The organism is Thalassobacter stenotrophicus, assembly GCF_001458315.1.
GTDB lineage: Bacteria > Pseudomonadota > Alphaproteobacteria > Rhodobacterales > Rhodobacteraceae > Thalassobacter > Thalassobacter stenotrophicus.
In genome coordinates this window covers 198,484-220,248 of the sequence record NZ_CYRX01000031.1, presented here as the reverse complement: position 1 = coordinate 220,248, position 21,765 = coordinate 198,484, and the positions used below count along the sequence as shown (strand labels likewise).

Annotated in this window: 20 protein-coding genes; 10 read left to right on the top strand and 10 right to left on the bottom strand. The window is 60.4% G+C overall.

The window, feature by feature from the left end; translation table 11 throughout:
- The first annotated feature begins 116 nt into the window (after positions 1–116).
- The 4 genes from THS5294_RS11775 (at position 117) to glmM (ending at position 4,274) form a co-directional block, all read left to right on the top strand.
- The gene (locus THS5294_RS11775) at positions 117–776 is read left to right on the top strand and encodes a cell wall hydrolase (protein WP_058123915.1); all 660 of its coding nucleotides are present in this window, start codon (positions 117–119) and stop codon (positions 774–776) included.
- Positions 777–895: 119 nt separating this feature from the next.
- The gene (locus THS5294_RS11770) at positions 896–1,822 is read left to right on the top strand and encodes a dihydroneopterin aldolase (protein WP_058123914.1); all 927 of its coding nucleotides are present in this window, start codon (positions 896–898) and stop codon (positions 1,820–1,822) included.
- Positions 1,823–1,825: 3 nt separating this feature from the next.
- A complete protein-coding gene (folP, locus tag THS5294_RS11765; protein ID WP_058123913.1) occupies positions 1,826–2,869 on the top strand; it encodes a dihydropteroate synthase in 1,044 nt (347 codons plus the stop codon).
- A gap of 61 nt (positions 2,870–2,930) precedes the next feature.
- Complete coding sequence (gene glmM / locus THS5294_RS11760) at positions 2,931–4,274, top strand: phosphoglucosamine mutase (RefSeq protein WP_058123912.1); 1,344 nt, start codon at positions 2,931–2,933, stop codon at positions 4,272–4,274.
- 336 nt (positions 4,275–4,610) lie between these two features.
- Here the strand turns inward: glmM and THS5294_RS11755 are convergent, their stop codons facing one another.
- From THS5294_RS11755 to THS5294_RS11710, 10 genes are all read right to left on the bottom strand, one after another.
- The gene (locus tag THS5294_RS11755) at positions 4,611–7,055 is read right to left on the bottom strand and encodes a GcvT family protein (protein ID WP_058123911.1); all 2,445 of its coding nucleotides are present in this window, start codon (positions 7,053–7,055) and stop codon (positions 4,611–4,613) included.
- Positions 7,052–7,927, bottom strand: a complete 876-nt coding sequence (locus tag THS5294_RS11750; RefSeq protein WP_058123910.1) for a homocysteine S-methyltransferase family protein — start codon at positions 7,925–7,927, stop codon at positions 7,052–7,054. The genes THS5294_RS11755 and THS5294_RS11750 overlap by 4 nt, the downstream gene beginning before the upstream one ends.
- Positions 7,924–10,377, bottom strand: coding sequence for a GcvT family protein (locus tag THS5294_RS11745; RefSeq protein WP_058123909.1), 2,454 nt, complete (start codon positions 10,375–10,377; stop codon positions 7,924–7,926). The genes THS5294_RS11750 and THS5294_RS11745 overlap by 4 nt, the downstream gene beginning before the upstream one ends.
- Positions 10,378–10,424: 47 nt before the next feature.
- A complete protein-coding gene (locus THS5294_RS11740; RefSeq protein WP_233486473.1) occupies positions 10,425–10,985 on the bottom strand; it encodes a helix-turn-helix domain-containing protein in 561 nt (186 codons plus the stop codon).
- Positions 10,986–11,060: 75 nt separating this feature from the next.
- Positions 11,061–11,942, bottom strand: coding sequence for a tRNA glutamyl-Q(34) synthetase GluQRS (gene gluQRS / locus THS5294_RS11735; RefSeq protein ID WP_058123908.1), 882 nt, complete (start codon positions 11,940–11,942; stop codon positions 11,061–11,063).
- On the bottom strand, positions 11,939–12,568 hold the full coding sequence (locus THS5294_RS11730) for a class I SAM-dependent DNA methyltransferase (protein ID WP_058123907.1): 630 nt from the start codon (positions 12,566–12,568) through the stop codon (positions 11,939–11,941). Before THS5294_RS11730 ends, gluQRS begins: the two co-directional genes overlap by 4 nt.
- 20 nt (positions 12,569–12,588) lie before the next feature.
- Positions 12,589–13,947, bottom strand: a complete 1,359-nt coding sequence (gene trmFO / locus THS5294_RS11725; protein ID WP_058123906.1) for a methylenetetrahydrofolate--tRNA-(uracil(54)-C(5))-methyltransferase (FADH(2)-oxidizing) TrmFO — start codon at positions 13,945–13,947, stop codon at positions 12,589–12,591.
- Positions 13,948–14,025: 78 nt separating this feature from the next.
- Positions 14,026–15,156, bottom strand: coding sequence for an HD domain-containing protein (locus THS5294_RS11720; RefSeq protein ID WP_058123905.1), 1,131 nt, complete (start codon positions 15,154–15,156; stop codon positions 14,026–14,028).
- 90 nt (positions 15,157–15,246) lie between these two features.
- On the bottom strand, positions 15,247–15,477 hold the full coding sequence (locus THS5294_RS11715; RefSeq protein ID WP_058123904.1) for a hypothetical protein: 231 nt from the start codon (positions 15,475–15,477) through the stop codon (positions 15,247–15,249).
- Positions 15,474–16,127, bottom strand: coding sequence for an alpha/beta hydrolase (locus tag THS5294_RS11710; protein ID WP_038003532.1), 654 nt, complete (start codon positions 16,125–16,127; stop codon positions 15,474–15,476). The genes THS5294_RS11715 and THS5294_RS11710 overlap by 4 nt, the downstream gene beginning before the upstream one ends.
- 210 nt (positions 16,128–16,337) lie before the next feature.
- Between THS5294_RS11710 and iscR the strand changes: the two genes are divergently transcribed.
- Genes iscR through THS5294_RS11680 form a run of 6 tightly spaced genes read left to right on the top strand, consistent with a single transcriptional unit; the run spans position 16,338 to position 21,762 of the window.
- Positions 16,338–16,796, top strand: a complete 459-nt coding sequence (iscR, locus tag THS5294_RS11705; protein WP_058123903.1) for a Fe-S cluster assembly transcriptional regulator IscR — start codon at positions 16,338–16,340, stop codon at positions 16,794–16,796.
- Between the two features lie 48 nt (positions 16,797–16,844).
- The gene (locus tag THS5294_RS11700; protein WP_058123902.1) at positions 16,845–17,888 is read left to right on the top strand and encodes a cysteine desulfurase family protein; all 1,044 of its coding nucleotides are present in this window, start codon (positions 16,845–16,847) and stop codon (positions 17,886–17,888) included.
- 17 nt (positions 17,889–17,905) lie between these two features.
- A complete protein-coding gene (sufB, locus tag THS5294_RS11695) occupies positions 17,906–19,432 on the top strand; it encodes a Fe-S cluster assembly protein SufB (RefSeq protein WP_038003527.1) in 1,527 nt (508 codons plus the stop codon).
- Between the two features lie 49 nt (positions 19,433–19,481).
- Positions 19,482–19,682 carry a hypothetical protein gene (locus tag THS5294_RS11690; protein ID WP_058123901.1) on the top strand — a complete coding sequence of 67 codons (201 nt, stop codon included), beginning with the start codon at positions 19,482–19,484 and terminating at the stop codon, positions 19,680–19,682.
- Between the two features lie 38 nt (positions 19,683–19,720).
- Positions 19,721–20,476 (top strand): Fe-S cluster assembly ATPase SufC, encoded by a 756-nt coding sequence (gene sufC / locus THS5294_RS11685; protein ID WP_038003523.1) that lies wholly within the window; start codon positions 19,721–19,723, stop codon positions 20,474–20,476.
- Positions 20,476–21,762 (top strand): SufB/SufD family protein, encoded by a 1,287-nt coding sequence (locus THS5294_RS11680; protein ID WP_058123900.1) that lies wholly within the window; start codon positions 20,476–20,478, stop codon positions 21,760–21,762. The genes sufC and THS5294_RS11680 overlap by 1 nt, the downstream gene beginning before the upstream one ends.
- Positions 21,763–21,765: the final 3 nt, after the last annotated feature.

Here is a 21,765-nt window from a genome sequence, read left to right as displayed (position 1 = left end):
CTTTTTTGCCACAAGCGGCGCATCAACGGTTCTGAGCGTATAGGGGGATCGTTCACATTTCGGTAAGGACGTTGCGGGATTGCCTGGGGGCATCCAGCTGTATGGGATGTAGTTGTATGAAGATGTTTGCTGTGTCGGCGGTTATCGCCGTGGTTTTTGGTGGCGTGGCGCAGGCCGATATTCGGTTGAGCACGTCGAACCCCTCTCCCGAGACTGTTGGGATTCAACTCTCAAGCCTTATGGAAACTGAGCGGGAGGCGCTGTTTTCGACCAGCGCGCGCCGGATGCAGTCGATTGCACGGCCCTACGTGGCCCCTCGTGCGGACGCGCCCAAGCCCGTTTTTGACCGTAGCGATTTGGATGCGATGCCCAAGGCGAGCGGTGGGGAACAATGGCAATGCCTGACCGAAGCGCTCTATTTCGAAGCGCGCGGCGAGAAGCTGAAAGGTCAGTTTGCGGTTGCAGAGGTGATCTTGAACCGGGTCGACATGCCCAACTATCCCGATAGTGTTTGCGGTGTGATCAACCAAGGCACGGGCAAACGTCATGCCTGCCAATTCAGCTACACCTGCGATGGCCGCCCCGAGCGGATCAATGACCGCCAGTCGTGGGAGCGTGTGGGCAAAGTTGCGCGCATCATGTTGGACGGTGCGCCGCGCACGCTAACGGATGAAGCCTCGCATTATCACACCACCGCAGTGAACCCCCGTTGGGCGCGCGTTTATCCACGCACCACGCGGATCGGCACGCATATTTTCTATCGTCAGCAATACTGATCCGCTGACCTCGCGTGCGGCGTCGATCCTGACGCTCAATTCGCCGGAACTGAGCCTTTTCAGCGCGCGATCCTTGTGGCACCTAAGGGCCGATTGATCCGCGCAAGGAAGGGCGAGATATGTCAGACGAGACACGGTTGGCCTTTGCCCACCCTTCTGAGCGCGCGGCGGCGACCGCCACCAACACCGATCCGCTCGACCGGATTTCTTTGCGGGATCATATCCGCGAAGTTGAGATCGGCGCGTTTCAGGCCGAGCGTGGATTGCTGCAACGTATCAGCTGCAACGTCGTGGTCGAAGTGGTGCCCATGGGGGATCATCTGGACGACGATGTCGACCGTATCCTCAGCTACGACACTTTGATCGAAGCCATCGATTATGAGCTAAAGGCCGAGCGCCTGAACCTGCTTGAGACGCTGTGCGCCCGCGTGGCTGAACGGATTTTGCATGACCCGCGTGCGGCCCGTGTCTTTGTGCGGATCGAAAAGCTGGATCGCGGACCATTTGCCCTTGGGGTTGAGGTCGTGCGCAGCCAGACCCGTGCGCCGGTACGGATCGTTGAACCTGATGCTGTGGTGCATCCGCAGGTCATTTACCTCTCAAACGAGGCCATTCAGGATCCGCGCCTGTCGGAGTTTGTAGATACATTGGTCGGGGTTCCGACAATTCTGTGCGTCGGCCCCGGCCAGACGCAGGCCCCCCAAGTCGCCCAGCCACAGGCGCAGCGGCGCGTGGATCTGTTGGCTATTGAACAAAACGCATGGATGCTCGCGGCCCGCGATGCGCGGTGCGTTGTGGTCGATAGCCGGACCGAGCTGGATTGGGGCCTCAAGAATGATCAGGTTTCGGTCTGGGCGCCGTCCCGCATTGTGCTGGATGCAACCGATGCGCCCGATGGGGCCGACCCGCTGGTTTTAGCCGGCTACTGCGCGCAGATGTTTGAAGCGACGCGGAGCCTGTTTATTGGCGCCTCAGGCCCAGATGTGCCCAGCACCGCCGAGGTTGCCGCCAGCATCGCCGATGTGCTTGACGAGCCAATCGCCTAAGCCATGAACACCGCGTATTATCAGCCGATCCTGACCCGCGCCCCCCGCAACCCCGATCAGGCCATCCGGATCGCGGGTGGCTGGATGTGGGCCGAGGCCATCAATGTGTTGCGCCGTGGGCAGAGCCCTGAGCGGATCGCAGTAGAGGACGCGCCCAGTGATGTACGCGCGCGTCTCACGGCGCCACGCGCCCCGATTGCCGGTGTGACCATGGATCGCCCGCGTGTGATGGGCATCCTGAACGTGACGCCGGATAGTTTTTCAGACGGTGGTCAGTTGGCCACGGATGCCGGATTGCACCTTGATACGATTCAGTCCCGCGCCCGTGCTATGGCAGAGGCGGGGGCGGATATCTTGGATATCGGCGGCGAAAGCACCCGGCCTGGGGCCAAAGAAGTCCCGGTTCCCGAGGAAATCGCCCGTATCGTTCCCGCGATTGAGGCGCTGCGGGCAGGGGGCGTGACGCAGCCCATTTCGCTCGATACCCGCAAGGCAGCGGTGGCCGAGGCCGGCTTTGCCGCGGGTGCCACGATTCTGAACGATGTTTCCGGCTTTGGGTTTGATCCCGCACTTGGCCCTTGGGCGGCTTGCGAACAGGTCCCAACGTGTTTGATGCATGCCCAAGGCACGCCCGAAACGATGCAGGCCAATCCGCAGTACGATGACGCGCTGCTCGATATCTATGATGCGCTTGAGGCGATGGTGGTTCGGGCAGAGGCGTTGGGTCTGACCCGTGCCCAGATCATGGTCGACCCGGGCATTGGGTTTGGCAAAACCCGCGCTCATACGCTGGCGATTTTGCGGGGTCTGAGCGTGTTTCACGGGTTGGGCTGTCCAATCCTGCTGGGTGTGTCGCGCAAATCCTTTATTGGCGCGCTGACGGGTACAGACCGGGCCGCAGACCGCGATCCCGGCTCTTTGGCGTTGGGCTTGGCGGCAATTGAGCACGGGGTGCAGATTTTGCGCGTGCACGATGTTGCAGGCACCTGCCAAGGTCTGACACTATGGGATGTGGTTCGGCAGAGCGCTGAGGCACCCGCCGACTAAGCCCCCCGTCAGAGGTCCGGCCATCGGCACTGCAAAATTGTGGCAATGGATTGGAAAAGGCATGGGCTCACTTTTTGGCACGGATGGGGTGCGGGGCAAGGCGAACAGCTACCCGATGACCGCTGATATGGCTTTGCGTCTTGGCGCGGCGGCAGGGCGGTATTTCCGTCAGGACCGCTCGGCGCAGCACCGGGTTGTTATCGGCAAGGACACGCGCCTGTCTGGCTACATGCTCGAAAACGCGCTGACGGCGGGGTTGACGTCTACGGGCATGAACGTGCTGCTACTGGGTCCGATCCCGACACCTGCGGTGGGGATGTTGACCCATTCGATGCGCGCGGATTTAGGGGTGATGATTTCGGCCTCTCACAACCCGGCGCATGACAACGGGATCAAGTTTTTCGGACCCGATGGATACAAGCTCAGCGATGAGGCAGAGGCTGAAATTTCAGCGCTGGTTGAACGCGGTGTTGAACCTGCCGCCGCCGAAAACATCGGTCGCGCCAAGCGGATTGATGACGGGCTCGGTCGCTACGTCGAATACGCCAAGACAACTTTTCCTGATGGCTTGCGGCTTGATGGGCTTAAGGTAGTGATCGATTGCGCGAATGGTGCCGCCTACAAGGTCGCGCCCGAGGTCCTGTGGGAGCTGGGCGCAGAGGTCATCCCTGTCGGTGTCTCGCCCAATGGGCACAACATCAACGACAAATGCGGCTCGACCCACACGGCCACGGCCGCCGAGCAGGTGGTGGCGCATGGCGCCGATATCGGGATTTGCCTTGATGGCGATGCGGACCGCGTCTTGATCCTGGATGAAACCGGAACACTGGCAGATGGTGATCAGCTGATGGCTCTGTTCGCGGCGCGTTGGGCGGATGAGGGGCGGTTGCACGGTCCCGCGCTGGTCGCGACCGTGATGTCGAACCTTGGGCTGGAACGGTTTCTTGCGGAGCGCGCGATCCTATTGCACCGCACGCCCGTGGGCGACCGCCACGTGGTAGAGGCCATGCGCAAGGGCAAGCTGAACCTTGGGGGCGAACAGTCGGGCCATATCGTGATGACCGACTACGCCACGACGGGCGATGGTCTGATCGCGGGCCTTCAGTTTCTGGCCGAGATGGTTCTGACGGGTCGCAAGGCTTCGGACCTGATGCAAAACTTTGAACCCGTACCGCAAAAGTTGGTCAACGTGCGCTTCGCCGCCGGGCAATTGCCGTTGGATGATGCCAGCGTACAGGCCGCGATCGCTGCCGCCGAGACAGAGCTGGAAGGGTCGGGGCGCCTACTGATCCGTAAATCCGGCACCGAGCCGTTGATCCGCGTGATGGCGGAATGCGAAGACGCGGACCTGTTGGAAAAAGTGGTTGGCGACGTCGCTGGTGCGGTTGAAATCGCGACCAGCTAGGGGCTGCGGTCAGGCTATGCCGGACCTTCGGCAAAGCCTTGCCTATTATGTGCCAAGTAACCGGGTGATCTGGGTTCTTTACGTGCAGGTCACGCCGCAGTGCGGCGTATTTTTTGGTGTTCAGGGGTGGAAACTTATGCTTACCTGCCGTTCACACTTAGGGCGCGCCGTAGTGGAGATAGTATCCGCATGAGGCGCACCCGGTTTAGGTGACAGGTTTGGATCATCCAGGATGATTCGTCAGAGGTTGGGGTGGGCGTGCGCGCCCGGACCCGCGGGGGGGACGGAGGGAGGAGCCGGCCCCCCCAACTTTATCACCAAACACTCGGTGCGGCCTCAGACCTTTACACGCTCAGATTTCGGATCGTACATCGGCTTAAGGCTCGCGGTGGCAGCCACGCGTGTGCCCGCGACTTCGATCTCATAGCTAGAGGCGAGAACCTCTTGCACGCTTTCGCCTTTGCACGGCACGTACCCCAGCCCCATCGCCCCGCCCAACGTGTGGCCATAAGCGCCAGAGGTCAGGAAGCCCACAACCTCACCGTTTCGCAGGATCGGTTCCGCGTGATAGAGCAGGGGCTCTGGATCGGTCAGCTTGAACTGGACCATCCGCATCGCAAGCCCCTCGTCCTGCTTGCGCAGCACCGCGTCGCGGCCAATGTAGGCCGGCTTGTCCTTTTTCACGGCAAAGCCCAGACCTGCTTCCATCACGTGATCCTCGGACGTGATGTCGTGGCCAAAGTGGCGGAAGCCTTTTTCGATCCGGCAGGTGTCCATCATGTGCATGCCACATAGGGTCAGGCCCATTTCAGCGCCTGCGTCCATCAGGGTTTCGAACACATGTCCGGCCATGTCGGTGCTGACGTAAATCTCCCACCCAAGCTCGCCGACATAGGTGACGCGGTGCGCGCGGGCCAGGCCCATGCCGATCTCAATCTCTTGGGCGGTGCCAAATGGATTGGCCGCATTTGAGAAATCATTGGGCGAGACCTTTTGCAACAAATCACGCGCCTGTGGCCCCATGATGGCCAGCACGCCTTCGGCAGCTGTCATATCGGTGATCGTGACGCGGTACGCGCCCTTGTGGCGCATCAACCACGTTTGATCCGCCAGCCGCGTGGCGGCAGGGGTGACGACAAGATAGGCATCGGGCGAGAGCCGCGTGATAGTGACGTCGGCCTCAATCCCGGCGCGGTCGTTCAGGAATTGGGTGTAGACGATCTTGCCCACGGGCACCGAATAGTTGCCGCCTGCGACATAGTTCAAGAATGCCTCTGCATCCGGTCCCTCGACGCGGATTTTGCCGAACGATGACATGTCGTACATGCCCACGCCCTCCCGCACGGCGGTATGTTCGGCCCGCACGTTTTCAAAGAAATTCTGACGGGTCCAGCTATAGCGGTATTCGGCCTCTTGGCTGCCGCGGGCAAACCAATTGGCGCGTTCCCAGCCGGCGAGCTCGCCCATGACCGCGCCGCGATCCAGCAGGTGTTGGTGGAACGGCGTGCGCCGTACTCCACGTGCTGTCCGCTTTTGCAGATAGGGGTAGTGGTCCGCATACAGCAGTCCAAGTGTTTCCTTGGAGCGTTCGAACAAATACGTCTTGTTGCCCTGAAATGGCTGCATCCGAGAGATGTCCACATCGCCCAGATCAAAGGGCTTTTCGCCCGCGTCCATCCACTGGCTCAGCGCCATGCCCGCGCCGCCCGCAGATTGGATACCGATAGAGTTGAAGCCCGCCGCGACCCAGACGTTGTCCATCTCGGGGCAGAGGCCGAGGTGATAGGCATCATCGGGGGTGAAGGATTCCGGCCCATTGAAGAACGTATGAATGCCCGCTTCCGCCAGCATAGGCATCCGTTCGCAGGCGTCCGCGAGGATGGGCTCAAAGTGGTCAAAGTCCTCGGGCAGTTGGTCGAACTCGAAATCCGCCGGAATGCCATTCGCGGCCCACGGTTTTGCGTTTGGCTCGAACGCGCCCAGCAGGATTTTGCCAGCGTCCTCTTTGTAATAGGCGCATTCATCGGGCACGCGCAGGACGGGCAATTGGGTGAGGCCCGCGATGGCCTCGGTCACGATGTAGAAATGCTCACAAGCGTGGAGGGGCACGTTGGTGCCCAGCATAGCGCCAACCTCATGGCCCCACATGCCGCCGCAGTTGACTACGTGTTCGCAGTTGATCGTGCCGGTTTCATCGCCTTGTTGCCAATGGACGCCCGTGATGCGGCGACCGTCGCGTACAACGCCGGTGGCTTTGGTCCGTTCAAGCACCTGCGCACCGCGTTGCCGCGCGCCCTTGGCAAGCGCCAGTGCGATGTTGGCGGGGTCACCTTGGCCGTCCAGAGGCAGGTAAACACCTTGGGTGACGTCGCCGATGTTCAGGTGGGGGTACTTCTCTAACACCTCGGTGGGGGAAATCGCCTCAACCTCAACACCGAAGGCACGCGCCATGGAGGCTTGGCGCAGGATTTCCTCCTTGCGCGCCTCCGTGAGGGCCACGGTGATGGAGCCTACGCGTTTGAACCCGGTGGCCACGCCTGTCTCATCCTCTAGCCCGCCGTATAGCTCTTGGGAATATTTCGCGAGCCGGGTCATGTTTTGCGTTGCGCGCAGCTGCGCGATCAGGCCCGCGGCATGCCATGTGGTGCCAGAGGTCAGCTGTTTACGCTCCAGCAGGACGACATCTTTCCAGCCCAGCTTGGTCAGGTGGTAGGCGACGGAACAGCCGATGACGCCGCCGCCAATGATGACGACGCGGGCAGAGGACGGAGGAAGGCTCATGATGGGTGGGCTCCGGTGTGGAAATGCGCGGTAAGGGCTGCGATGTGGACGGGGCCGACCTCACAGCATCCGCCGATGATGCTGGCCCCCAAGCGGGCCCAGTCGCGGGCGTGGTCTAGGTATTCGGTGGGGCCAAGGTCCTGCCGGGCCTCAAGGGCGTCGACTGTGGCGCCGGGTTTGCGGAACCGTTCCTTGATATGGGTAAAACCGTTGGCATAGGCGCCCAATGGGACGGTTGCACCGGTCAGCTCCGATAGGGCCGTTGTTACAGCCTCGGGGCGGGTGCAGTTGATCAACAGCGCGTCGATACCTGCGATGTCCAAGACATCAGTCACCGCCTCACCAGAGCGCAGCTTGCTGCCGTCGTTATCCTCAACCGAGACCGCGAGCCAGATGGGTTTGTCGCTGGCCTCACAGCCCGCAACCGCACCCCGCGCAGCCTTTAGGCTGCTTGCGGTTTCAATCAGGTGTAGGTCTACATAAGGCGCATGCAGGGCCACGATCTCGGCATAGAGCCGCGCGGCATCCTCAACCTCGGGCGTGTTCTCGGGCTGGTACGAACCGCCCAACGGGCCAAGTGATCCCGCCACCTGACCACCCCCCGCGTTGTCGCGAGAGAACACGGCAATTTCACAGGCGGTGCGATGCAGCATCTCGAACTGCGCGTCCATGCCCACCTTGTGCAGGCGGTCACGGTGGATGGCATATGTGTTGGTCGTCGCGATCTGGGCTCCAGCCGCGAAGTAGTCATCGTGGATGGCACGCACAGCCTCGGGGTGGTCGATCATCACCTGTGTCGCCCAGAGGGGCGTGGGGCGGTCACCCGTGCGGCGGAGCAATTCTTGCCCCATGCCGCCATCAAGAATGATCATGCGCGTAGTCTTTCGTTGGAGGGATCCCACATGGGTTGATCGGCTTGGACCGTTGCGGGTACCTTGGTGCCATAGACATCCACCGTTAGGGCGGTGCCGGGGGTCAAATGCTCGGCCTTGATCATCCCAAGGGCGATGCAGGTTTGTGTTCGGTAGCCCATCGCACAGGAGGTGACTTCGCCCACATGGGTGTCGCCTGCATAGACCGGGGCCATGTAGGGGGCGTCATGGGTGCCGGGTTCCAGCGTCATGGTGACAAAGCCTTTGGTGCGGCCCTGTTGCTTTTCAGACAAAAGCGCCGCCTTACCGGGGAAGGCACGGGGCTTGTCGAACCGGATGAACCGATCCAAGCCACCTTCAAGGGCTGTGTAGTCGGAAGAAAGATCCCCCTTCCACGCGCGGTAACCTTTTTCGATCCGCATGGAGTTTAGCGCATACATCCCAAAGGGTTTCGCGCCACCTTCTAGAATGGCCTCGTAGAGTGCGGGGATGTCGTCCAGCTTGGCGTGGACCTCCCATCCCAGCTCTCCCGCAAAGGAGACACGCGCCAGGGTGCAAGGATGCCCGCCCAGCGTCGTCGCCTGGAAAGTGAGCCATGGCTTGGATAAATCCGCCTCTGTGCCGATTGCGGCCAAGAGGGAGCGCGACGCAGGTCCGGTCACGATCAGGGTCGAGTACTCGGTTGTATGGTCCGAAAGAGCCAAGCTGCCATCTGTGGGCAAGAACGCCTTGAGGTATTCAAAGTCGTGCCATTGCGCGGGCGCTGCTGTGATTAGCATGAACTCATCATCGCTGTAGGCAAAGACCGACATCTCGGTGACGATCCGGCCCCGGTCATCGGCGAAGTATGCAAGCCCCACACGCCCCGCAGAGGGCAGCCGCGACATGGTCAGCCCATCAAGCCAATCGCGCGCGCCGGTGCCTTTGACGGTAAAGCGGGAAAAGCCGGGCAGGTCCAAGACACCGACGCCATCGCGTACGGCCTCCACCTCTTCGCGGATACGGTCCTCCCATGGGCCAGCACGCTCCCAAGTCTCAGCGGTTTCGAGCGAGATGTCATCGCCGGGTTTGGCGAACCAATTCGCGCGCTCCCACCCGTTGTAGGCGCCCATCTGACCACCCATCGCGCGTAGTTTGGCATCCACTGGCGATAGCTTCTTGTCGCGACCTTCGGGCCATTCGTAGTGGGGGTAATGCATGGCGTATTCATGACCATAGGTCTCAAGCGCTTTGGTGAGACAGTAATCATTGTCCGCGTAGTCGGTATAGCGGCGGGGGTCGACGGCCCACATGTCGTCTTCGGTGTAGCCATGCATGACCCATTCCGACAGGACTTTGCCCGCGCCACCGCCCTGCGCGATGCCAAAGGTAAACGAATGCGCCTCAAACGCGTTGGGCACGCCGGGCATGGGGCCGATCATAGGAAGGCCATCGGGAGCATAGGGAATGGGTCCGTTGATATTGCGCCCCACACCTGCGGTGCCCAACAGAGGCACACGTGCCATTGCGTCCTCGATGTAGAACTCCAGCCGCTCTAGGTCGTCGGGATACAGTTGAAAGCTGAAATCCTCGGGCATTGGATCCTCGGGGGTGACCCAAGCGGCCTTACAGTTCCGCTCATAGGGGCCAAGGTTGAGCCCGTGTTTGTCCTGACGCAGGTAGTAGGAGGTATCTACATCGCGGATCATGGGCATCTTGTGGCCCTTTTCCTTGGTGTAGGCTTCGATCTCTGCGATTGGCTCTGTGAGGAAGTATTGGTGAGACATCACCACCATGGGCACGGTGCGCCCGCCAAAGGGTTTGAACATCTCACCCACGCGCTGGGCGTAGTAGCCCGCGCAGTTGACGACCTTTTCACAGCGGATATCGCCCTTGGGGGTTTTGACGATCCATTCATCGCCGTCACGGTCGATCCCTTCGGCGGGGCAGAAACGCTCGATCCGGGCACCGGCCTCGCGCGCGCCCTTAGCCAGCGCTTGTGTCAGCTGTGCGGGATCAATGTCGCCGTCGAGAGGGTCCCATAAGCCGCCCGCCAGGTCATGGGTTTCCATGAAGGGGTTATGCTCTTGCAATTCTTTGGGGGTGCACAAGTCCATCGTCAGCCCGAGCGCGCGCGCCTGTCCGGCGACCTTCTTGAATTCCTCCATCCGCTCCTTGGTGTGCGCCAAGCGCAATGCACCGGTTACGTGGTAGTTCATCGGATAGTCCACCAACTCGGAGAGGCTGCGGTATAGCTCTAGCCCATAACGCTGCATGTTCATCACGGCCCAGTTGGGCGCAAAGTTGGGGCAGTTGCCCGCCGCGTGCCATGTCGAGCCTGCGGTCAGCTCATTCTTTTCCAGCAGGACACAATCGGTCCAACCGGCGCGCGCCAGATGGAACAACGCCGATGTGCCGACGACACCGCCGCCGATGATGACGACACGTGCTGTGGTGGGAAACTCAGACATGGGCTCTCCTTTGGTATGCAGGCCCTTTGTGATCGGGCTATGGGTGTTCAGTAGACGGGCGGGGCAATCACCCACAGGGCGATAGCTGGCACGTCATAGGGGTTGGCCCAACGAAAGCTTTGCGCACGAATGCGGGCGCTGTCGCCGGGGGTCAGGGTATGGCGGGTGCCGTTGATCCAGATATCCAGACGCCCGGACACGAGGTAGGCGATTTCTTGCGTCGGGCGGAGCACTTCGTCACTGCGCGATACGCCGGGGGCGAAGGTGGAATGTATAACCTCAAAGGCGTCCGTCAGATCAGGTGAAACGAGTTCTTCGGTCAGGCCCGCGATCCGTTCACCAATGGCGCGGCGGCCATCTTTGCGCACGATGACGCCTTCCTCGGACACAGGCGTCAGCAGGCCGACGGGCACGTCCAACAGATCCGCCAGATGCACCATATCTGCATCCTCGGGCCGCGAAATATCGCGTTCTACTTGACTGAGCCACCCGACCGATTTGCCCAACCGATCCGCGACGTCCTGTAGGGTCAGGCCACGCGACTTGCGTAAGGCTCTCAGGTCAGCTCCGAGGTAGATGGATTTGAGGCTTTCGGCGGTGTCAGACAAGCGCGCCTCCCCGACTCGCATGAAACTATTGCTCAAATTTTCACACCAGTGGCCGTGAAAAATCAAGCCATATTTTCACGGGAGCGGAGAGGTGGGGATCATTGCGGCCGTCTGAGGGGAGGCCATGAGGCGCTGGGCGAGGGCGCGCCCATTCCACCCGCCATCACGGTACACACGCAAAGCACGGGCGTCGTCGCGCTTGGCAAGGCGTTTGCCGTTTGGGTCGCGGATCAAGGCGTGGTGGTGGTACTGCGGCGTGGGCAGGTCCAGCAGCCGTTGCAAAAGGACGTGGATCGGGGTGGCCTCAAAAAGGTCGGTGCCACGGGTGGCTTCGGTGATCTTTTGTGCGGCGTCATCCACGACAACGCTCAGGTGGTAGGAGGTGCCAAAGTCCTTGCGGGCGACGACGATGTCGCCAATGGCCGACACCATATGGTCGGGCTGTACGGTGATTACGCCCGTCTCATCGCCGGGGCCTGCGCCGGTCTCGGTAAAGGACACCGGGCCAACCTCGGACGTGGCCTTTGCCATGTTGAGGCGCAGCGTCACGCCTTTGGGGCGGGGGCCGGTGGGGGTATGGCGGCAGGTGCCGGGATAAATCACGCCATCAGGCCCCAGCAGCGGTGCGCCCTCCTGTGGGGCACTGGCGGCAGCCTCAATATCACGGCGCGTGCAGGTGCAGGGGTACAGCAATCCACGGCTCCAAAGGGCGTCAAGCGCTGCACCGTAGGCCGTGTGACGATCCGACTGGCGCATCACGGGCATGGGGTATGTCACGCCCAACCAAGCCAGATCGTCGTGAATGGCGGCCTCCCACTCGGGCCGCGCGCGGGTGGCATCAATATCTTCAATCCTCAGCAACATCTCGTCACCGCGGCGGGCGGCGATCAATGCGGCGTAGGCGTGTCCTAGGTGAAGCGGCCCTGTGGGTGAGGGCGCAAATCGAGTGCGCGTCACAGACGTTCCAAAATGTAGATGGTAGAGGTTTGCGCACCGGGTTTTTCTGGCAAATGCGGCCCGTTTTCGGACCACTGTAACCGGGCTTGGCCGCTTGATTGCACATCCGCTAGGGCGTCCATGTAGCTGGCGTCCTTTAGTGTGGCTTCATTGTAGCTTAGCGCCAGAACCCCGCCGGGTGCGAGCAGGTTCAAGATCGGCGTCAGGATGTCGGCAGGCGCGGCGCCAAGGCTGATGACCCCGCAGGCCACAATCGCGTCGTAGGTCCCGGCCGCGATCAGCGGCATTTGACCGGGCGTGCCTCGCGTCAACGTGCGGTAGGCTTTTTTCTGGCGAGCGACGGCCAGCATCTCTGGCGAAATGTCAGTGCCGTCGATCCGGTGGTAGCCGACCATTCGCAAGGCCAAACCGCACAGCCCGGTTCCACAGCCGAAATCCAAGATTTCCGCATCCATGTTCGGCATGTGGTTCCATAAAGCGTGGGCCAGACGACTGGGCGTGGCGTAGCCCGCCGCCTCGACATCCGCCTCATAGGTCTGTGCCCAATCGGCATAGATTTGAAGCGTTTCTTCGGTGCTGCGCGGTGCCCAGAGTTTGGTGTTAAAGCCGTCTTTATCCTTGGTCATGGCACCACCGTGCCACGGGATCACTCCGCTGCCAAGCTTTCGCGCTCGCCAAGCCACTCCGCCCAGTCCGCTTTTGCCCGGTCAGTATAGATTTTGTACCGGGTTTTGCGGTTGCGGCGGCCACCCTTGGCATCCACCGGAGGGAACAGGCCGAAGTTCACGTTCATGGGTTGGAACGTCTTGGCCTCGGCCCCGCCAGTGATGTGCGTCAGTAGGGCGCCCATCGCTGTGGTGTCTGGGACAGCGGGCAGGGTTTCGCCCAAGATTTCGGCGGCAGCCATGCGGCCTGCGAGCAGGCCCATAGCAGCACTTTCGACATACCCCTCAACGCCAGTGATCTGACCCGCAAAGCGAATGTGCGGCTGAGATTTCAGGCGCATCTGATCGTCAAGCAGCGTGGGCGAGTTCAGGAATGTGTTGCGGTGGATCCCGCCCAAACGTGCAAAGCTGGCGTCTTCTAGGCCGGGAATTGTTTTCAGAACAGCCGTTTGCGCGCCGTACTTCATCTTGGTCTGAAAGCCCACGATATTGTAGAGCGTGCCCAGTTTGTTGTCGCGACGCAGCTGAACAACGGCGTACGGTTTCACCTCCGGCTGATGCTGGTTGGTCAGGCCAACGGGCTTCATCGGGCCAAACCGCAGCGTTTCACGTCCGCGTTCAGCCATCACTTCGATCGGCAGGCAGCCGTCAAAGTAGCCTGCGGTCTCACCCTCATGGAATTCGGTTTTATCGGCGGCCAAGAGGGCGTCAATGAACGCCTCGTACTGGTCCTTTGTCATGGGGCAGTTGAGGTAGGCTGTGCGCTCTTCCTCAGTCTCGCCCTTGTCGTAGCGCGACTGCATCCATGCGACATCCATATTGATGCTCTCATGGTAGACGATGGGGGCGATGGCATCGAAGAACGCCAGCGCGTCTTGGCCGGTTTCGGCGGCGATTGCCCCACCTAGTCCCTCAGACGTCAGAGGGCCAGTGGCGATGATCGTTGGTTGATCTTCGGGCGGCAATGCATTGATTTCGCCGTATTCCACAGTGATCAGCGGGTGTGCCATGATGCGAGCAGTGACGTCGGCGGCAAAGGGGTCGCGGTCGACGGCCAATGCACCACCGGCGGGCAGGCGGTGCGCCTGCGCGGTGTTCATGATCAGACCGTTTGCTTGGCGCATTTCCCAATGCAGTAGGCCCACGGCGTTCTGCTCATCATCGTCGGAGCGGAAGGAATTCGAACACACCATCTCGGCCAGATGGCCAGTGCGGTGGGCAAATGTTTCAACTGTCGGGCGCATCTCGTGGATGACGACGGGGACGCCTGCGTTCGCAGCCTGCCAAGCGGCCTCAGAGCCCGCCATGCCGCCGCCGATGATGTGGAGTGTTTTGGTCATACCCGGCCATGTAGCGGTGAATAGGCGTTTTGGGAAGGGGCGCCGTTGTCGATTTGGAGCCTTGGTGGGTTGAGCCGCTTACAGCTTTTCGAAATGGGCGGCGATGCGGGGGCTGAGCCAGTCCCACAGGTGCGGCGCGCCTGCCGCGATCCTTGTGCCGACACGGGCGCGCACTGTGTCCTCGGTCACGGCATAATCCACCCATGAGCCGCCACCATTCGCGAGGTTTAGGTTCGGCGGCTGGAACCGATCAAGAGATTTGGCAAAGCGTGCCTCAGGCGATTGGTTGGCCTCAAATGTGTCCCACAGGTCGCGAAAGGCGGGGCCGGTGTCGGAAGGCAATAATCCAAAGATCCGGTCGGCGGCGCGAGCCTCGTCTGCTTCGACCGTGGCGGAGGGCGCGGCAAAGACCGGGACATCGCCCGCATCGATTTCCACCAAGTCGTGCAGGATCAGCATGCGGATCACGGCGCCTGTGTCCGATGTATCCCATTCGCCCAGAACCAGAGCAAAGAGCGCGATGTGCCAACTGTGCTCTCCGGTTGTTTCAAAGCGGCTGCCATCGGCGAGGCGGGTGGCGCGGGTAACGGATTTAAGCGCGTCGGCTTCTGCGAGGAACGCTAAGCGCGCGGCAAGATCCCGGTCCGCGATTTTCCTGCCCTCTAACAGATCAAGGGCAGCGCTGTGCAAGAGCGGCCACTCAGTGGCCAAATGCGCGGCGCGCCCGGAGGCAAGGTTGTTGCGTGCGATGGTGACATGATCGGCAGGTGGTGACGGGGCAAGCAGCACTTGAAACACAGGCGCGATGTGATCGAGTGCCTTGGCCCAGCGGGCGTTGGGTGTTTCGGCCGCTTCAAACGCCTCCCACAGGGTGCGCAACTCCGCGGCCTGATCATCTGGCAGGAGGGCGAAGAGGCGATCAGCGGCGCGGGCTTCGCGTGCGGATTGGGTGGGATCCGGCTGATCGATTGGGGTGTCGCCTGCGTCGATCTCAACCAAGTCGTGCACCAAGAGCATCGCGATAACTGCGTCCACATCCACATCGTTGGGGGCCAGCGGGGCCAACGTCATGGCCCACAGACACAGGTGCCACGCGTGCTCCGCCGCATTTTCGGGGCGGGAGCCATCAAGCAGGACATTTGCGCGGTCCACGGATTTGAGCCGATCAGCCTCCATCAGAAAGGCCATTTGGGCGTCTAGTCGGTGCATTGTGGCGTGCTCCTGTTTCGTGAACCCGAAAACGATAAACGGCCCGCAGGGGGCCGTTTATGTGTCATGTCAAATTGCCCAAGCCGCAGATTACTCTGGGCTTGGTGTGTAGTCTCGACTGCGCCGCTCCAACAACTCGGCGGCGCGGATTGCGGCGCGTTGCACGCGGATCGAGGTGATGAACGCTTCTTGGAGGGTTTGAGATTGCTCACCAATTGTCTTGGACAAAAGGCTTACGATATCTTCATCCCCCGTCGCCTGAATATGGGCGATTGCCTTGGCTGCCAAATCATCGGCAAGCTTTTCGGCAAGAGTGCTCAACGTGTTGTTTCCGTGAGGCGGCGACGCACGTAGGTATCGACCGAGCCGATGAGCGTGTCCATATGCGGGTCCTCAAAGAAGTGGCCTGCGCCCTCAACCTCTTGGTGGGTGATGGTGATGCCCTTTTGCTCATGCAGCTTGTTGACCAGTGCGGTCGTGTCCGCAGGCGGTGCGACGCGGTCGTTTGAGCCGTTGATCACGAGGCCCGAAGAGGGGCAGGGCGCGAGGAAGCTAAAGTCGTAGCGATCTGCTGGGGGCGAAACGGAGATAAAGCCTGTGATCTCGGGGCGGCGCATCAAAAGTTGCATCCCGATCCACGCGCCAAACGAGAACCCAGCCACCCAGCAATGTTTGGCGTTGGGGTTCATTGTTTGTAGGTAATCGAGCGCAGATGCGGCATCGGACAATTCACCAATACCTTGGTCGTATTCACCTTGGCTACGGCCTACGCCGCGGAAATTGAACCGCAACACGGTGAAGCCCATGTTGTAGAAAGCGTAGTGCAGATTATACACGACGCGGTTGTTCATGGTGCCGCCGAACTGGGGGTGCGGGTGCAAAAGGATCGCGATTGGAGCGTCCTTGGCTTTTTGCGGGTGATAGCGCCCCTCAAGGCGTCCTTCGGGTCCGGGGAAAATGACTTCGGGCAATTTGGCCTCTTTCCTTGTTCGTCTCGACCCTCGCGTTGGAGGGGCGATGTGTCTGGCCAATGTTGACGAACTGGCTCAGAGACTTTAGAACGCTTCTAAATTGGCCCGCGACCGCGCGAGCCCTTCCTGAGCGTCAGTTAAGCGCAACAAACGGGGACGTCAATCGGATGCGCCGCTTGGACGTGTGCGTCTGTTGTATAGGAGAAGGCTATGAAGCTGAGCACCAAAGGGCGCTACGCCATGGTTGCGCTTGTTGATTTAGCGCAGCAGCCGGACGGCGCGCTGACATCCTTGGGCGACATTTCAGGGCGTCAGGACGTATCGTTGCCATATTTGGAACAATTGTTCGTAAAGCTGCGCCGCGCGGGTTTGGTTGATTCCGTGCGTGGGCCGGGTGGCGGATACCGCCTTGCGCGAGCGCCGTCTGAAGTTCGGGTCAGCGATGTGCTGGAGGCCGTCGATGAAACGGTATCCGCGATGCACAAGGGGGCAGGAGCATCCGGCGGGTTGTCGGGCAGCCGCGCGCAATCCTTGACCAACCGCCTTTGGGAGGGGTTGAGCGCCCATGTATACGTGTATCTGCATCAAACCCGGCTGTCGGATATCGTGGGCAATGACCTGACGCCATGCCCGGCTGTGCCGAGTTTGTTTCAAGTCGTTGATGACTAGGTTTGATCGGCTCTGTTGGGCCATTTGAGTATTTGGGGAACAAAGGATTTGGGACGCGTCTATCTAGATCATAACGCAACGACGCCCCTGCGGGCTGAGGCGCGGGCGGCGATGATTGCAGCCATGGATGTGGTGGGCAATCCGTCCTCGGTCCATGCCGAGGGGCGTGCGGCGAAGGGTGTGATTGAGGCGGCGCGGGCGAATGTGGCAGAGGCGCTTGGCGCGCAGGCCGCCGACATTGTGTTTGTGTCTGGTGCGACCGAGGCAGCGGCTTTGGCGATGGCGGGGCGTGCATTGCAGACCGCGCCCATTGAGCATGACGCCGTTGGAGCGTGGGGCGACGGATCTTTGGCTGTGGATGCAGCGGGTCGGGTTGATGTGATAGATCCTGCGCGCACCGCTTTGCAGGCGGCAAACTCTGAGACGGGTGTAATCCAGGCGCTGCCCAAGGGCTTGGCCCTGAGTGATATGACGCAGGCCTTTGGCAAGGTTCCCTTGGCCTTTGATTGGTCCGGCGTAGATATGGCATTGGTGTCGGCGCATAAACTGGGCGGGCCGAAAGGCATCGGGGCGTTGGTCTTGCGCCGGGGCTTGGATGTGCCCCCTCAGCTGAAAGGTGGGGGGCAAGAAATGGGCCGCCGCGCTGGCACGGAAGCGATCCATTTGATCGCCGGTTTTGGGGCGGCCGCACAGGCCGCGTCGGCGGATTTGGCCGCGGGCAAATGGGCTCGGGTCGAACAACTTAGAACTTTTCTAGAAACTCACCTTGAGGCTGGCTCAAAAGAGACTATTTTGATCGGGAAAGGCGCGGAGCGTTTGCCGAACACCACCTGCATCGTGACCCCCGGTTGGAAGGGTGAGACGCAGGTTATGGCGTTAGATTTGGCGGGGTTTGCCGTGAGCGCGGGATCCGCGTGTTCTAGCGGTAAGGTGCGCGCCAGCGGCGTGTTGCGCGCCATGGGATTGAATGAGGCCGAGGCGGGATCCGCGATCCGGGTAAGCCTTGGACTAGACACAACAGAGGCTGAGGTGGCTGCGTTTTGCGCGGCTTTTCTGAAGCTTCAGGCAAAACATCTTGCGCGGGCTGCGTGAGAGCAAAGGAGGGCTAGATGGTCGCTTTGGACGAAACTCAGGTGAAAGAAGGCGTCGATCAGGACACGGTTGATGCGGTGAAATCTCTTGGTGGGGCTTATAAGTATGGCTGGAACACCGACATTGAGATGGAATACGCGCCCAAGGGTTTGTCGGAAGACATCGTGCGTCTGATCTCGGAGAAGAACAACGAGCCGGAGTGGATGCTGGAATGGCGTCTTGTGGCTTACCGTCGTTGGCTTGAGCTGAAAGAGCCCGATTGGGCGATGGTGGATTACCCTGAGATCGATTTCCAGGATCAGTACTACTACGCCCGTCCCAAGAGCATGGAAGTGAAGCCTAAGTCGCTAGACGAGGTGGACCCCAAGTTGTTGGCGACCTACGAAAAGCTGGGCATTCCGCTGAAGGAGCAGATGATCCTTGCGGGTGTTGAGGGAGCCGAAGACATTGACGCTGATGCGCCGCGCAAAGTGGCCGTTGATGCGGTGTTTGACAGTGTGTCCGTTGGCACGACCTTTCAGGCGGAGCTGAAAAAGGCTGGCGTGATCTTTTGCTCGATCTCGGAGGCCATTCAGGAGCATCCTGAGCTGGTTAAGCAGTACCTTGGTACGGTCGTCCCGCAGTCGGATAACTACTACGCGACGCTGAACTCGGCGGTGTTTTCGGATGGGTCGTTTGTCTACATCCCACCTGGCGTGAAGTGCCCAATGGAACTGTCTACGTATTTCCGGATCAACGCAGAAAACACCGGCCAGTTTGAGCGTACGCTGATCATCGCCGACAAGGGGTCCTATGTGTCCTACCTTGAGGGTTGTACGGCCCCCCAGCGGGACATCGCGCAGCTGCACGCAGCCGTGGTTGAGCTGGTCCTATTGGATGACGCAGAGATCAAATACTCCACCGTTCAGAACTGGTTCCCCGGGGATGAGAACGGCAAAGGCGGTATCTACAACTTTGTGACCAAACGCGCTGATTGCCGGGGTGACCGGTCCAAGGTGATGTGGACACAGGTGGAAACCGGTTCATCGGTGACGTGGAAATACCCTTCGTGCATTCTGCGTGGCGACGACAGTCAGGGTGAGTTCTACTCCATCGCGATTGCCAATAACTACCAGCAGGCCGACACGGGCACCAAGATGGTGCACCTTGGCAAAAACACCAAGAGCCGGATCGTTTCTAAGGGGATTTCGGCGGGCCGCGCGCAGAACACCTACCGCGGTTTGGTGTCGATGCACCCCAAGGCCAAGAACGGCCGGAATTACACGCAGTGCGACTCGCTTCTGATCGGTGACAAATGTGGGGCGCACACCGTCCCGTACATCGAGGTGAAGAATAACTCCTCTCGGGTGGAGCATGAGGCGACGACGTCCAAGGTGGACGACGATCAGCTGTTCTACTGCCGTGCCCGTGGCATGGACGAAGAAGAGGCCGTGGCGTTGGTTGTGAACGGGTTCTGTAAGGAAGTCCTTCAGGCGCTGCCCATGGAATTCGCGATGGAAGCACAGCAGTTGGTTGCCATCTCGCTCGAAGGGTCCGTGGGCTAGAATGGTCGCAAGACGCGCCCGAAAAACCACTGAGTGAGTAACCACAACGATGCGCAAACTCATCTACATCGGAGCGGGCATGATCGGCTCGCTGCTGGGGTTCTTGGTCGATAAGTCCATTTACCCGGATGGGGGCACCACGTTGATGAAGATCGGGTTCGTGTTGGGGCTGTGTCTGGCCTACGTGGCACTGAACCGTGATCGCCCAAAAGATAAACCAGACGGCCAAGCGCCCTCTGACGAAACATAAAAGTCGAGGGCCGGAAGGTCCTGTAAGGAGTAAGAAAAATGCTGGATATCAAAAACCTGCACGTCAAACTTGAAGAAGAAGACAAGGTGATCCTGAAGGGCGTGAACCTGAGCATCGGCTCAGGTGAGGTCCACGCGATCATGGGGCCGAACGGTTCGGGCAAATCCACGCTGTCCTACGTGCTGTCTGGCAAAGACGGCTACGAGGTTACCGACGGCGAGGCAGCACTTGAGGGTGCCGACCTGCTGGACATGGAGCCAGAAGAGCGCGCTGCCGCTGGTCTGTTCTTGGCGTTTCAGTACCCTGTTGAAATCCCCGGTGTGGGCAACATGACGTTCCTGCGCACGGCCGTGAACGCACAGCGCAAGGCACGCGGTGAGGATGAGCTTTCCGCAGGTGAGTTCCTGAAGGTTGTGCGTGAGCGCGCCAAGACGCTGAAAATCGACGCCGACATGCTGAAGCGTCCGGTCAACGTCGGCTTCTCTGGCGGTGAGAAAAAGCGTAACGAGATCCTGCAGATGGCGATGCTTGAGCCAAAGATGTGTGTTCTCGATGAAACGGACTCGGGCCTTGACGTGGATGCGATGAAGCTGGTGTCCGAAGGCGTGAACGCGCTGCGTTCCGAGGGGCGTTCGTTCCTTGTGATCACGCACTACCAGCGGCTGCTCGATCACATCAAACCTGACGTCGTGCACATCATGGCAGATGGCCGGATCATCAAAACCGGTGGTCCCGAGCTGGCGCTCGAAGTCGAAAACAACGGCTACGCCGACATTCTGGCGGAGATGGCATAATGGGTCTGCCGGAAACCAAACAATCCGAGACTGAGGCGCGGGTCAACGCGCTGACGATGCCCGGCGGGGCTGCGTGGGCAGTTGAGGCCCGCAACGAGGCTTTGGCCCGTGTGCAAGCCAAGGGCATGCCCGCGCGCCGTGACGAGTACTGGAAGTTCACCAAACCCACACGGTTTGTGAGCGTAGAGCCAACGCCAGCGGCTTTGTTCGATGCCCAAGAAGAGCCAATGTTCGACGGGATCGAGCGCCTTAAGGTCGTCTTTGTTGACGGTGTCTTTGACGCCGATGCAAGTGACGATCTGGCTGCCGAAAACCTTGAAATCGGCCGTCTGGCTGATGCAACGCAGGCGGATATTCATTGGGTCAAGGATCTGTACGGGATGTTGGAAACCCGGGGCCAAGACCCTGTGGATCGTCCGCTGGCTGCCCTCAACACCGCGTTTGCAACTGATGGTGTTGTACTTCGGGCGACCGGTCCCGTGGCACGTCCCGTGAGCATCGAATACCTGCATGCCTCTGAGTCGTCAGATGCGATCCTGCACCACGTGATCCGTGTGGAAGAGGGTGCCTCCCTGACCGTTCTGGAAACCGGTCCCGCCGCTGCGCGCTTTAACAAATGCATGGAAGTCGACGTGGCCGACGGTGCTGCGTTCCATCACATCCGTATGCAGGGCCGTGATCATGAGCGTCAGGCCGTCACGCATTCGTTCGGTCGTCTGGGTCGTGAAAGCGTCTACAAAAGCTTCACGCTGACAGTGAACGGTGTCCTGACCCGCAATGAGCATGTGCTTGAGTTGCTGGGCGATGACGCGGTGGCGCATATCGCAGGCGCATGTGCCGGCGATGGCGATTTTCATCACGATGACACCGTATTTATCACCCATGATGCCGTGAACTGCGAAAGCCGTCAGGTGTTCAAGAAGGTGCTGCGAAACGGTGCGGTTGGCGTGTTCCAAGGCAAAATCCTTGTAAAAGAGGGCGCGCAAAAGACCGATGGCTATCAGATCAGCCAGTCGCTTTTGCTGGATGACGACAGCCAGTTCCTCGCGAAGCCTGAGTTGGAAATCTATGCCGATGACGTGGCGTGTTCGCACGGCTCGACCACCGGTGCCATTGATGAAACGGCCCTGTTCTATCTGCAATCTCGTGGAGTGCCCAAAAGCATCGCGACCGATCTGTTGGTTCTGAGCTTTATGGCCGAAGCCATTGATGAGATTGAGGATGAGCGTCTGCGCGACGACATTCAGGCGCGGCTAGAGGGCTGGTTGGCCCGTCGGCGCAGCTAAGGC

Bases quoted from the DNA above. Each gene is read 5' to 3' on its own strand.
- THS5294_RS11775 (WP_058123915.1), top strand. From the start codon at position 117: ATGAAGATGTTTGCTGTGTCGGCGGTTATCGCCGTGGTTTTTGGTGGC.
- THS5294_RS11770 (WP_058123914.1), top strand. From the start codon at position 896: ATGTCAGACGAGACACGGTTGGCCTTTGCCCACCCTTCTGAGCGCGCG.
- folP (WP_058123913.1), top strand. From the start codon at position 1,826: ATGAACACCGCGTATTATCAGCCGATCCTGACCCGCGCCCCCCGCAAC.
- glmM (WP_058123912.1), top strand. From the start codon at position 2,931: ATGGGCTCACTTTTTGGCACGGATGGGGTGCGGGGCAAGGCGAACAGC.
- THS5294_RS11755 (WP_058123911.1), bottom strand. From the start codon at position 7,055: ATGAGCCTTCCTCCGTCCTCTGCCCGCGTCGTCATCATTGGCGGCGGC.
- THS5294_RS11750 (WP_058123910.1), bottom strand. From the start codon at position 7,927: ATGATCATTCTTGATGGCGGCATGGGGCAAGAATTGCTCCGCCGCACG.
- THS5294_RS11745 (WP_058123909.1), bottom strand. From the start codon at position 10,377: ATGTCTGAGTTTCCCACCACAGCACGTGTCGTCATCATCGGCGGCGGT.
- THS5294_RS11730 (WP_058123907.1), bottom strand. From the start codon at position 12,568: ATGACCAAGGATAAAGACGGCTTTAACACCAAACTCTGGGCACCGCGC.
- trmFO (WP_058123906.1), bottom strand. From the start codon at position 13,947: ATGACCAAAACACTCCACATCATCGGCGGCGGCATGGCGGGCTCTGAG.
- THS5294_RS11720 (WP_058123905.1), bottom strand. From the start codon at position 15,156: ATGCACCGACTAGACGCCCAAATGGCCTTTCTGATGGAGGCTGATCGG.
- iscR (WP_058123903.1), top strand. From the start codon at position 16,338: ATGAAGCTGAGCACCAAAGGGCGCTACGCCATGGTTGCGCTTGTTGAT.
- sufB (WP_038003527.1), top strand. From the start codon at position 17,906: ATGGTCGCTTTGGACGAAACTCAGGTGAAAGAAGGCGTCGATCAGGAC.
- THS5294_RS11690 (WP_058123901.1), top strand. From the start codon at position 19,482: ATGCGCAAACTCATCTACATCGGAGCGGGCATGATCGGCTCGCTGCTG.
- sufC (WP_038003523.1), top strand. From the start codon at position 19,721: ATGCTGGATATCAAAAACCTGCACGTCAAACTTGAAGAAGAAGACAAG.
- THS5294_RS11680 (WP_058123900.1), top strand. From the start codon at position 20,476: ATGGGTCTGCCGGAAACCAAACAATCCGAGACTGAGGCGCGGGTCAAC.